The sequence below is a fragment of the Pelomonas sp. CA6 genome (assembly GCF_022549225.1).
Lineage (GTDB): Bacteria > Pseudomonadota > Gammaproteobacteria > Burkholderiales > Burkholderiaceae_C > Roseateles.
This window is the reverse complement of the sequence record NZ_JAKZFD010000014.1, coordinates 17,831-29,313: the sequence shown is the minus strand read 5'-3', so window position 1 is coordinate 29,313 and position 11,483 is coordinate 17,831. Positions and strand designations below refer to the sequence as shown.

At 65.5% G+C, this 11,483-nt stretch carries 14 protein-coding genes; 1 reads left to right on the top strand and 13 read right to left on the bottom strand.

The window, feature by feature from the left end:
• Positions 1 to 155: 155 nt before the first annotated feature.
• From LZ017_RS19885 to LZ017_RS19825, 13 genes are all read right to left on the bottom strand, one after another.
• Positions 156 to 1,037: a D-hexose-6-phosphate mutarotase gene (locus tag LZ017_RS19885; RefSeq protein ID WP_241398669.1), complete on the bottom strand. Its 882-nt coding sequence runs from the start codon at positions 1,035 to 1,037 to the stop codon at positions 156 to 158.
• Between the two features lie 92 nt (positions 1,038 to 1,129).
• The gene (locus LZ017_RS19880) at positions 1,130 to 1,543 is read right to left on the bottom strand and encodes a F0F1 ATP synthase subunit epsilon (protein WP_241398668.1); all 414 of its coding nucleotides are present in this window, start codon (positions 1,541 to 1,543) and stop codon (positions 1,130 to 1,132) included.
• A 131-nt stretch (positions 1,544 to 1,674) separates the two neighbouring features.
• The gene (gene atpD, locus LZ017_RS19875) at positions 1,675 to 3,087 is read right to left on the bottom strand and encodes a F0F1 ATP synthase subunit beta (protein ID WP_241398667.1); all 1,413 of its coding nucleotides are present in this window, start codon (positions 3,085 to 3,087) and stop codon (positions 1,675 to 1,677) included.
• A gap of 40 nt (positions 3,088 to 3,127) precedes the next feature.
• Positions 3,128 to 4,000 (bottom strand): F0F1 ATP synthase subunit gamma, encoded by an 873-nt coding sequence (gene atpG, locus LZ017_RS19870; RefSeq protein WP_241398666.1) that lies wholly within the window; start codon positions 3,998 to 4,000, stop codon positions 3,128 to 3,130.
• Positions 4,001 to 4,080: 80 nt separating this feature from the next.
• A complete protein-coding gene (gene atpA / locus LZ017_RS19865; protein ID WP_241398665.1) occupies positions 4,081 to 5,634 on the bottom strand; it encodes a F0F1 ATP synthase subunit alpha in 1,554 nt (517 codons plus the stop codon).
• Positions 5,635 to 5,716: 82 nt separating this feature from the next.
• On the bottom strand, positions 5,717 to 6,250 hold the full coding sequence (locus LZ017_RS19860; protein ID WP_241398664.1) for a F0F1 ATP synthase subunit delta: 534 nt from the start codon (positions 6,248 to 6,250) through the stop codon (positions 5,717 to 5,719).
• Positions 6,251 to 6,252: 2 nt separating this feature from the next.
• On the bottom strand, positions 6,253 to 6,723 hold the full coding sequence (locus LZ017_RS19855) for a F0F1 ATP synthase subunit B (protein ID WP_241398663.1): 471 nt from the start codon (positions 6,721 to 6,723) through the stop codon (positions 6,253 to 6,255).
• Positions 6,724 to 6,759: 36 nt separating this feature from the next.
• Positions 6,760 to 7,008, bottom strand: a complete 249-nt coding sequence (gene atpE / locus LZ017_RS19850) for a F0F1 ATP synthase subunit C (protein WP_105261674.1) — start codon at positions 7,006 to 7,008, stop codon at positions 6,760 to 6,762.
• Between the two features lie 70 nt (positions 7,009 to 7,078).
• Positions 7,079 to 7,957, bottom strand: a complete 879-nt coding sequence (gene atpB, locus LZ017_RS19845; protein ID WP_241398662.1) for a F0F1 ATP synthase subunit A — start codon at positions 7,955 to 7,957, stop codon at positions 7,079 to 7,081.
• Positions 7,958 to 7,972: 15 nt separating this feature from the next.
• A complete protein-coding gene (locus tag LZ017_RS19840; protein WP_241398661.1) occupies positions 7,973 to 8,509 on the bottom strand; it encodes an ATP synthase subunit I in 537 nt (178 codons plus the stop codon).
• Between the two features lie 161 nt (positions 8,510 to 8,670).
• Positions 8,671 to 9,597 carry an SMP-30/gluconolactonase/LRE family protein gene (locus LZ017_RS19835; protein ID WP_241398660.1) on the bottom strand — a complete coding sequence of 309 codons (927 nt, stop codon included), beginning with the start codon at positions 9,595 to 9,597 and terminating at the stop codon, positions 8,671 to 8,673.
• A gap of 60 nt (positions 9,598 to 9,657) precedes the next feature.
• Entirely contained in the window at positions 9,658 to 10,104 is a 447-nt protein-coding gene (locus LZ017_RS19830; protein ID WP_277604814.1) for a GNAT family N-acetyltransferase, read from the bottom strand.
• Between the two features lie 74 nt (positions 10,105 to 10,178).
• The gene (locus LZ017_RS19825) at positions 10,179 to 10,880 is read right to left on the bottom strand and encodes a cytochrome b/b6 domain-containing protein (protein ID WP_241398658.1); all 702 of its coding nucleotides are present in this window, start codon (positions 10,878 to 10,880) and stop codon (positions 10,179 to 10,181) included.
• Between the two features lie 148 nt (positions 10,881 to 11,028).
• Between LZ017_RS19825 and LZ017_RS19820 the strand changes: the two genes are divergently transcribed.
• Entirely contained in the window at positions 11,029 to 11,481 is a 453-nt protein-coding gene (locus LZ017_RS19820) for a cytochrome c (protein WP_241398657.1), read from the top strand.
• Positions 11,482 to 11,483: the final 2 nt, after the last annotated feature.

Here is an 11,483-nt window from a genome sequence, read left to right as displayed (position 1 = left end):
TGGTGCATCGGGCCTAGACCCAGCCACGAAGGACATATCGCGCTTCGGGTCCCCGAATGCGCGGACATCGTACTTATTCTCCGTTTTGCGCCCAACCCGCCTGTTGTGCGTGAAATACGCACGGAAACACCAAGATCCGCCCAGGGGCGAATGGACTACAGCAGTTCCAGCCTCTGCATGCCCGCCCAGTCCTCGCCCGGCGCCAGCGTCACCGGATTGAGCACCTGCGCAGCTTCCACACACAGCATCTGGCGCCAACCGTCCTCGGGCATGTCGGCCAGCTGAGCGCATTTGGCCTCGCCCGGGTTCCACACGACGGCATCCTGGAATCCCTGCTGGCGGATCGCCACGCGGCGGTCGCCATCGCGCAGGGTCAGGTCTTGCCCATGCCCCTGCTCCGCGCCGCGCAGCAGGCGCTCCTCGACGCCCTGGTAGATGCGGTCCAGCTCGCCGTCCAGGCGCAGCAGATCCTCGTGCTGCGTGGCGGCACGCTTGTCGACCGAGTCCCAGTAGGCCAGACCGCCCAGGCCTTGCAACGAGGCACGCATCACACTGCCCAGGCGCAGATAGGTGTGCAGCGCGGCGGTAAAGCTCAGCGGCGCGTCACCCTGGTTTGAGCAGGCCAGCTCGATCTCCAGCGTGCGGCCGGCGACACGCACGCTCAGTTCGGCCTCGAAGGCATGGGGCCAGACCATGCGGGTGGCCGCATCGTCGTTGAGGCGCAGCACCGCGAGCGCATCGTCCGTGCCCACTTCGGCCGTGACCAGCTGCCAGGGCTTGGCACGGGCAAAACCATGCTTCTGCAGCGGACCGCGCTCGGCGAACTGCGGAAAGCACACCGGCACACCGCCACGCACGGCCTGCCCGGTGGCGAAGGCGCTGCGCGGCGACAGATACAGCTGCTCGTCCGCGCCCGCGGGGATCCAGGACACGAGATGGGCGCCGTGCAGCAGCAGCGTGGCACGGGCGCCGTCGGGAGCCTGCAGTTGCAGGGCATCCTGGCCTTGATGGCGGGTGATGGCGATCGAAGTGGGCATGGTGGGTGACGGCGGAGTTGAAAACAAAACGCCCGCCAGACTCGCGTCTGCGGGCGTCGCGACCGGGCCCCCACGGGGGCGCCGGAGAGGGATCACTTCTTGCGGAACTTGCGCAGCGCGGCGATCTGCGCGGCCATCGCGGCGAATTCGCTCTGGGCCTTGGCAAAGTCGATGTCGCTCTTGGCGTTTTTCATCGCTTCCTCGGCCAGTCGCTTGGCCTCGGTCGCCTTGGCCTCGTCCAGGTCCTTGCCGCGGATCGCGGTGTCGGCCAGAACGGTGACCGTGTCGGGCTGCACTTCCAGGATGCCACCCGCCACGAAGACGAATTCTTCGCCCCCCTCGGCACGCTCGATGCGCACGGCGCCGGGCTTGATGCGGGTGATCAGCGGCGTGTGCTTGGGCAGGATGCCCAGCTCACCGCCTTCACCCGGCAGCGCGACGAACTTGGCCTCGCCGGAGAAGATCTGCTCTTCGGCCGAAACCACGTTGACGTGGATAGTTGCCATGTTCAATCTTTCCAACAGTGGGAAGGAATTCCAGTCAGCAAGCAGCCGGGCCCCAGGCTAGGCGCCCCGCGCACCGGTGGACGCGGAGTCCACCGAGCACGTCGGCGACGCATGAGGCCCGAATGCGCCGCTTACTGAATCTTCTTGGCCTTTTCGAAGGCTTCGTCGATCGTCCCGACCATGTAGAAGGCCTGCTCCGGCAGGTGGTCGCACTCGCCGTTGACGATCATCTTGAAGCCGCGGATGGTTTCCTTCAGCGGCACGTACTTGCCCGGCGAGCCGGTGAACACTTCTGCGACGTGGAAGGGCTGCGACAGGAAGCGCTGGATCTTGCGGGCGCGAGCCACGGCCAGCTTGTCTTCCGGCGACAGTTCGTCCATGCCCAGGATCGCGATGATGTCGCGCAGTTCCTTGTAGCGCTGCAGCACCGATTGGACCGCGCGGGTCGTGCTGTAGTGCTCTTCGCCGACGACGTTGGGGTCGACCTGGCGGCTGGTGGAGTCCAGCGGGTCCACGGCCGGGTAGATACCCAGCGCGGCGATGTCACGCGACAGCACGACGGTGGCGTCCAGGTGGGCGAAGGTCGTGGCCGGCGACGGGTCGGTCAAGTCATCCGCGGGGACGTACACGGCCTGGATCGAGGTGATCGAGCCGACCTTGGTCGACGTGATGCGCTCTTGCAGGCGACCCATTTCCTCGGCCAGCGTCGGCTGGTAGCCCACGGCGGAAGGCATGCGGCCCAGCAGCGCGGACACTTCGGTACCGGCCAGGGTGTAGCGGTAGATGTTGTCCACGAAGAACAGCACATCACGGCCTTCGTCACGGAAGGATTCCGCGATGGTCAGGCCGGTCAGCGCGACGCGCAGACGGTTGCCCGGCGGCTCGTTCATCTGGCCGTAGACCATGGACACCTTGGACTCGCCCAGGTTCTCCAGGTTCACGACGCCGGAATCGGCCATCTCGTGATAGAAGTCGTTGCCCTCACGGGTGCGCTCACCCACGCCGGCGAACACGGACAGACCCGAGTGCGCCTTCGCGATGTTGTTGATGAGCTCCATCATGTTCACGGTCTTGCCCACGCCGGCGCCGCCGAACAGACCCACCTTGCCGCCCTTGGCGAACGGGCAGATCAGGTCGATCACCTTGATGCCGGTTTCCAGCAGGTCCTGCGACGGGCTCAGCTCGTCGTAGGCCGGGGCCTTGCGGTGGATGGAGGCGGTCTGATCCAGAGCCACGTCGCCGCGCTCGTCGATCGGGTTGCCCAGCACGTCCATGATGCGACCCAGCGTGGCCTTGCCCACCGGCACGCGGATGGTGTCGCCGGTGTTGTAGACCTCGGTGCCGCGACGCAGGCCGTCGGACGAACCCAGCGCAATGGTGCGCACCACGCCGTCGCCCAGCTGCTGCTGGACTTCCAGCGTCAGCGCCGAGCCTTCCATCTTCAAGGCGTCGTACACCTTGGGCATCTGGTCGCGGGGGAATTCCACGTCCACCACGGCGCCGATGCACTGAACGATCTTGCCCACCGATTGAGTGTTAGCCATTTTTTCGTTCCTTCAATTCAAAACTATGCGTTGCCTGTGATCAGCCCACGGCGGCGGCGCCGCCGACGATCTCGCTCAGCTCCTTGGTGATCGCGGCCTGGCGGGTCTTGTTGTAGACCAGCTTCAGCTCGGCGATCAGGTTGCCGGCGTTGTCGGTGGCGGCCTTCATGGCCACCATGCGTGCGGATTGCTCGGACGCCATGTTCTCGGCCACGGCCTGATAGACCAGGGCCTCGGTGTAGCGCACCAGCAGCTCGTTGATCACGGTCGGCGCGTCGGGCTCGTAGATGTAGTCCCACGCGTGCGAAGCCTTGTCCGTCTCCATCGCGTCGGCCGACAGCGGCAGCAGCTGCTGCACCATCGGTTCCTGCTTCATCGTGTTGATGAAGCGGGTGTAGCAGAGGTAGACGGCGGACAGCTCGCCCGCGGCGTACTTGTCCAGCAGCACCTTCACGGGGCCGATCAGCTTCTCGATGTGCGGCTGATCGCCCAGCTGCGTGACGTGCGCGACGACCTTGGCGCCGATGCGGTTCATGAAGGCGAAGCCCTTGTTGCCGATGGCAACGACTTCGGCCTTCTGGCCCGTGGACTCCAGGTCCTTCAGCTTGTTGGTGACGGCACGCAGCAGGTTGGTGTTCAAGCCACCGCACAGACCCTTGTCGGTCGTGACCACCACGAAGCCCACCGCCTTGCCCTGGTCGTTCTTGACCATGAACGGGTGGTGGTACTCGGGATTGGCCTTGGACAGGTTGGCGGCGATGTTGCCGATCTTGTCGCTGTAGGGGCGGGCCGCCCGCATCCGATCCTGCGCCTTGCGCATCTTGGACGCGGAAACCAGCTCCATGGCCTTGGTGATCTTCTTCGTGTTCTCGAAGCTCTTGATCTTGCCGCGGATTTCCTTGCTCGATGCCATGACTTTTTCTCCTGTTCAGATGGGGGACAGGTCTTGCTGCTGTGAAAGCGTCAGGACGCTGTCCCTCAAAGTCATGGGCCTCAGGCGAAGGACTTCTTGAAGGCGACGATCGCTGCGTTCAGCTGCGCTTCCGCATCCTTGTCCATGGCCTTGTCGGCTTCCAGCTTGGCCAGCAGAGCGGCGTGGCTGGTCTTCAGGAACTGATGCAGACCGTGCTCGAAGGACAGCACCTTCTTGACATCGACGTCGTCCAGGAAGCCCTTGTTGGCGGCATACAGCGAAGCGGCCATCAGCGAGATGGGCAGCGGGCTGTATTGCGCCTGCTTCAGCAGCTCGGTCACGCGCGCGCCACGGTCCAGCTGCTTGCGGGTCGCTTCGTCCAGGTCCGACGCGAACTGCGCGAACGCAGCCAGCTCACGGTACTGGGCCAGGTCGGTACGGATACCGCCGGACAGCGACTTGATCAGCTTGGTCTGGGCCGCACCACCGACGCGAGACACCGAGATACCGGCGTTGATCGCGGGACGGATGCCGGCGTTGAACAGGTTGGTTTCCAGGAAGATCTGACCGTCGGTGATCGAGATCACGTTGGTCGGCACGAAGGCGGACACGTCACCGGCCTGGGTTTCGATGATGGGCAGCGCGGTCAGCGAACCGGTCTGGCCCTTCACTTCACCCTTGGTGAAGGCTTCCACGTACTCGGCGTTCACGCGCGCGGCGCGCTCCAGCAGACGGCTGTGGAGATAGAACACATCGCCAGGGAAGGCTTCGCGGCCCGGCGGGCGGCGCAGCAGCAGCGAGACTTGACGGTACGCCACGGCCTGCTTGGACAGGTCGTCATAGATGATCAGCGCGTCTTGGCCGCGGTCGCGGAAGTACTCGCCCATCGTGCAGCCGGAGTAGGCGGACACGTACTGCATCGCGGCGGACTCGGAGGCCGAGGCGGCAACGACGATGGTGTATTCCATCGCGCCGGCGGCTTCCAGGGCCCGCACCACGTTCTTGATCGACGAAGCCTTCTGGCCGATCGCGACGTAGACGCAGGTCATGTTCTGACCCTTCTGGTTGATGATCGCGTCGATCGCCACGGCGGTCTTGCCGGTCTGGCGGTCGCCGATGATCAGCTCACGTTGGCCGCGGCCGACGGGCACCATCGAGTCAATACACTTCAGGCCGGTCTGCACCGGCTGGTCCACGGACTTGCGGGCGATCACGCCCGGCGCGACCTTCTCGATCACGTCCGTCATCTTGGCGTTGATCGGGCCCTTGCCGTCGATGGGCTGGCCCAGCGCGTTGACCACGCGGCCGACCAGTTCGGGGCCCACGGGCACTTCCAGAATGCGGCCCGTGCACTTCACGGTGTCGCCTTCGGAGACGTGCTCGTAAGCGCCCAGAATCACGGCGCCGACGGAGTCGCGTTCCAGGTTCAGCGCCAGGCCGAAGGTCTGGGTGCCGTCCGGAGCGGACGGGAACTCCAGCATTTCGCCCTGCATCACATCGGACAGGCCGTGGATGCGCACGATGCCGTCGGACACGGAGACGACCGTGCCCTGGTTGCGGACGTCGGTCGAGACGCCGAAGCCCTCGATACGGCTCTTGATCAGTTCGGAAATTTCAGCAGGATTCAGTTGCATTGCTTGCTCCCATGGAAGACCGGGCGTGAGCCGCAGCCTTCCGGGTGAATCGGGGTGAAGCCAGGGTGCGCAAGGCAGTGCCTCAGGCGGAAAGCGCCGTCTTCATGCGTTCCAGACGGGCTTTCACCGACGTGTCCAGCACCTCGTCGCCGACCACCACGCGGATGCCGCCGATCAGGGCGGGCTCCAGCTCGACATGGGCTTGCAGCTTGCGACCGAAGCGCTTTTCCAGCGTCGCGACCACCTCGGCCAGTTGGGCCGACTCGATCGGGTAAGCGCTGAAGATGCGGGCATCGGCCACGCCGGAAGCGGCATTGGCCAGGACATGGAACTGCTCGACCATCGCCGGCAGAGCCGCCAGGCGACCGTTGGCAATCGCTTCGCGCAGGAAGTTCTGCACGCCAGGCAGCAGATCCACCTTGGCCGCGGCAGCCATGACCTGGAACACCTGTTCGGTGGTGACCTTGGGGTTGTCGGCGAACTGGCGCAGCTCGCTGTCCTGGGCGACCAGGGCGATTGCGGCCAGTTGCTCACCCCAGGCCTTCACGTCCTGCTTGGACGCGACCTGGAACAGGGCCTCGGCATAAGGACGGGCAATGGTTGCGAGTTCAGCCATGATTACAGCTCCGTCTTCAGACGGCCCAGCAATTCGGCATGCACGCTGGCATTGACCTCGCGCTGCAGGATTTGTTCGGCACCCTTGACGGCCAGTGCAGCCACCTGCTCACGCAGGGCTTCACGGGCACGCACGGACTGCTGCTCGGCTTCCGCCTTGGCAGCGGCCACGATCTTGGCGCCTTCCTCTTCTGCACGCTTCTTGGCCTCGTCCACGATGGCTGCGGCGCGCTTTTCGGCGTCGGACAGCAGCTTGGTGGTTTCGTTGCGCGTGGCGGCCAGCTGCTCATCGACCTTCTTGTTGGCCGTGGCCAGTTCGGCCTTGGCCTGGTCAGCAGCCGCCAGACCGGTGCGGATCTTCTCGGCACGCTCGTCCAGCGCCTTTGCGATAGGCGGCCAGATGAAGCGCATCGTGAAGAACACGAGCACCGCGAACGGAATCCACTGAATGAAAAGGCTAGCGTTGATATTCACGGCTCGATCCTTTCAGTCGTGAAAGGTTCGACCGGATTACTTCAGAACGAAGGGGTTGGCGAAGGCGAACAGCAGGGCGATAGCAACGCCGATCAGGAAGGCCGCGTCGATCAGGCCGGCCAGAATGAACATCTTGGTCTGCAGTTCGTTCATCAGCTCGGGCTGGCGAGCGGAGCTCTCCAGGAACTTGCCACCCATCAGCGCGATACCGATCGAAGCGCCGATCGCGCCCAGACCAACGATGATGCCGCAAGCCAGAGCGACGAGGCCGAGGATGTTTTCCATTGTTTGCTCCTAAGAGGTTTAGTAAAGGAAGGGTTGAAAAAGGAAATCGAAAACTTCGGGGTCTGCCGGATCAGTGCGCGTCGTGCGCCTGCCCCAGGTAGATGAGGGTCAGCATCATGAAGATGAAGGCCTGCAGCACGATCACGAGGATGTGGAACAGCGTCCAGATCGTGCCGGCGACGACGTGACCGATGGCCAGGCCGATGCCTGTGCCGCTCAGCGCCCAGCCGCCGCCCATCAGCGCGATCAGCATGAACACCAGTTCGCCGGCAAACATGTTGCCGAACAGTCGCATGCCGTGGGACACGGTCTTCGCGACGAACTCGATCATCTGCATCAGGAAGTTGAACGGCCACAGCGCCCAGTGGTCGCCGAAGGGCGCCGCGATCAGCTCGTGGCCCCAGCCGCCCAGGCCCTTGATCTTGATGTTGTAGAAGATGCACATCAGCAGCACGAAGGTCGACATGCCCAGCGTGGTGGACAGGTCGGCGGTCGGCACGACGCGCATGTAGGCATGGTGCGGGTCATGGCCGGTGGCCTCGACATAGTTGCCCCACAGCTTGGGCAGCCAGTCGACCGGCAGCATGTCCATGAAGTTCATGAAGAAGATCCACACGAACACGGTCAGCGCCAGAGGGCCGACGAGCTTGCGGCTGCTCTCGTTGTGGATCAGGGCCTTGGCCTGGTTGTCCACCATCTCGACCAGGATCTCCACCGCGGCCTGGAAGCGGCCCGGCACGCCGGCATGCGCCTTGCGCGCCGCGCGCCACAGGAAGAAGCAGGCGATCGCGCCGAGCACGACGGTGTACAGCAGCGAATCGAAGTTGAAGACGCCGAAGTCGACGATGTTCGTCTGCTTCACGTCCTGGAAGGCAAAGTTCTTCTGCCAGTGCTGCAGGTGGTGGGTGATGTACTCACCAGCGGTCGGCGCGTGTCCTTCGGCTGCCATCGTTCCTGATTCCCATTAATTTTTGATTCGACCCCACCGAAGCAGGGCCAGCCAATTTGCTTTCAGGCAGACCACCATGGTCACCAGCAGTGCCGGCCAACTCAGGTACTCCACCCGCCAGACCACCGCCACCAGGATGGCGAGGGTCAATGAAATCTTGATCAGCTCCCAGACCATGAGCGACAGCACCGCAGTGCCGGCATTCAGGGCCGGGCGCCGGGTCATGCCCCATGCCATCAAGGCACTGGGCACCACCGTGGCGACAGCGCCCCACAGCGCCGACGCCGCCTGGCCGCCCTGCCGGGTGACGAAACCCCACAGCGCGACCGACACCATCCCCGCCAACGCCTGCCAGGCAACGATGCGCCAGGGCGACAGCGGCAGGTTGGCCGCCTTCAGGGCCTGCGCTTCCTCGCGGGACAGGACCTTGAAAGCCGCTTCGCCGTCCTCATCTCCCGGCTTCGTGTCTTCCCATTCCTTGCGGAGCCTCGGGGGGCTTCCTGCCGGAAAACCGGCGTCGCGATCGCTCGCGCGCTCTGGTGGAAAAGACACGGCTACAGGGGTGCTAACGGCAAAACCCTAAGATTATATGCGGCTTCCCCTTACGCTCCGGTAACTGAGCCGGGCGTGCGCCTTAGACCGCGAACTTGACACCACCCAGGCGGTGGCATTAGGGCCACGGCCCGGAATTCATGACCTCCGTCACGGATGGCTCAGTCGGGCAGTCGGGCCAGATGGGCTGGCAGACCCGGCACCTCCACGCGCAGGCGCAACACCTGACCCGCCCAGGGCTGGGCGGCCAGTTCGTCGGCCGGACGCCCCTGGCGTGCCGTCGTCACATACAGCGTGAGCAGATCCTCGCCGCCGAAGCAGGGCATGGTGGGACAGCGCACCGGAAGCCTCACCTCGCGCAGCACCTGCCCCTGGGGAGACAGCTGCAGCAGGCGCTGGCCTTCGAACATCGCGACCCAATAGTTCCCGTCGCGGTCCACCGCCGCACCATCGGGCCGGCCGCCATAGGCCTCCAGCGGCGCGGCCGGGTCGCGCAACGGGAAGCGCGCAAAGACCTCGCGCTCGCCCAGGGTCCCGCTCGCCCCGTCGAAGGGCAAACGGTAGATGGCGTGGGCCTTGGTGTCGCTCCAATACATCTGCCGACCGTCGGGACTCCAGCCAATGCCGTTGGAGCTCGTGATGCCATCCGCCATTCGCACGAAGCCCTCGCCCCCGTGGCGATACAGCGCCGCCTCGGGCGCCCGCGCGTCGTCGATGGTGCCCACCCAGAGCCGGCCGGCGACGTCGGGCTTGCCGTCGTTGAAACGCTGGCGCGTCGGGTCATAGGGCGGCGGCGCCAGCGGCAGATAGACGCCCGTGTCCGGGTCCAGCCGCCACAGCCCGTTGCGCTGTGCGATCAGCAGGCTGCCATCCGCGCAGGCCGCGATGCAGCCCGGTTCGTCGTTGAGCGCCCAGCGGCGGGCTGGCTCGCCATCCGCCGCCAGGGCATGCAAGGTCTTGCCCGGAATGTCGACGTAGAACAGACGCCGGCGCAGCGGATGCCACAGCGGCGATTCGCCCAGCAGCGCAGGGAGGTCGGACGCGGGCTCGGCCCGGTACGGCAGGTCATGGCGGGGAGAGATCGGCATCACCCTATGCTAAGCCGGTAACGCCGCGAAACCGGTGGCGCCAACCATGCCGGGCCCGCCTCAGCCCAGATCCACTTTCAGGTAATGCGCACCCGGGATGGGGTTGAAGTAATAGGGCGGTACCTCGGCAAAGCCCAGGCTTTCATACAGGCCGCGGGCCGCCTCCATGTCATCCAGCGTGTCCAGCAGCATGCAGGAATAGCCGGCCCCGGCGGCACGCTCGATCAGCGCATGAGCCAGCGTGCGCCCCAGGCCAAAGCGGCGGAAGGCGGGCCGGACGTAAAGCCGCTTCATCTCGCAGGCGTTGGGGTAATCCACATCGGTCAGCCGACGAAAGCCACCACAGCCGGCCACCTGGCCATCAACCAGGGCCAGCAGCATCACCCCTTCGGGGCTGGCGTATTCGCCGGGCAGCGAGCCCATTTCCTGCTCGAAGCCCTGGAAGCACAGGTCGACCGCCAGGCTTTGCGCGTAATCGCGCAGGATCGCCCGCGTTTCGTCCCACATCGCAGGCGTTTCGGGGCAGATCAGTTCTATCTGAGGTGTATCCACGGGGCGCAGTTTAGGGCCTGCGGGCGCGTTCAGGGCCCCAGGCCCCACAGCACCAGCCGGTAGACACCATAGCCGCAACCCAGCATCAGCAGCAGCGCCAACAGGCGCGATGCGGCGCCGTCCTGGCTGGGCGGCATCTCGCCGGACAGCGGCTTGTCGCCGTGCCACATGGCCGGCAGCAGCGCGCGCCGCTTCACCAGCGTGTAGAAGGCGATCGCGGCCAAATGCAGCCCGACCAGCAGCAAGACGCCCCACTGCCCCCAATGCTTGTGGAAGGCGGTCCAGGACAGGCTGGTCTCGCCGCTGACCAGCCGCACCAGCGGACCGACGGTGGCGATCTCGTCGTCGGCGATCAGGCCGCTGCCCACCTGCAGTGCCAGCCAGCTCAGCATGGCCAGCGCGGCGAGCGCCCCCAGCGGGCTGTGCCCCACGTCGAAGCGATCGCCGGGCAAGGCCTGACCCCGCAGATAGCGCCAGAAGGCCGCAGGGCTGTAAAAGAAGTGGGTAAAGCGCGACCAGCGCCCGCCCACAAAGCCCCACAGCAGGCGAAAGACCAGCAGCGCCAGCACCGCATAGCCCAGGCGCAGATGCCAGACCATGGCGTTGCCACCGATCTTGGCGCTGATGACGGCAGCGACCACGCACAGCGCGAGAGCGCCATGGAACAAACGTGTCGGCAAATCCCAGACGCGGACGGCGCGCGGCGCGCCGGTGGAGGCGGTTTCGTTCATGGCGCGCACGATAGCCCAGGCGCCAGCGCCGCAACAAGCCTCCAGCCTGCCTACACTTCGCGGGCCGGGCGCATGCCGGCACACAGAGAGACCGCCTGCCGCGGAACCTCCAGCCCCATCCGGGCCTTCTTTCCATGAGGACAGTTCAATGAAGAAATTCCTGCTCGCCCTGACCGGTTGTGCTGCGCTGTGCAGCGCCGTGCCCGCCTTCGCGCAGTTCCAGAAGCCCGAGGACGCGGTCAAGTACCGCAAGGCCGCCTTCAGCGTGATGGCCACCCACTTCGGCCGCATCGGTGCGATGGCGCAGGGCCGTGCACCTTTCGATGCCGCGGCCGTCGCGGCCAACGCGGAGCTGGTGGCGACCTTGTCGCGCCTGCCCTTCCATGGGTTCGTCGACGGCACGGCCGGCACCGAGAAGGGCAGCGCCAAGGCCAGCATCTGGACCGAGCGCGCCAAGTTCGACGCCGCCGCCAAGAAGATGCAGGATGAAGTGAGCAAGCTGGCCGCCGCCAAGCCCACCACCGTCGAACAGCTCAAGGCCGCGTTCGGCCCCGCAGCGCAGACCTGCAAGGCCTGCCACGACAACTACCGCAACGACTGAGC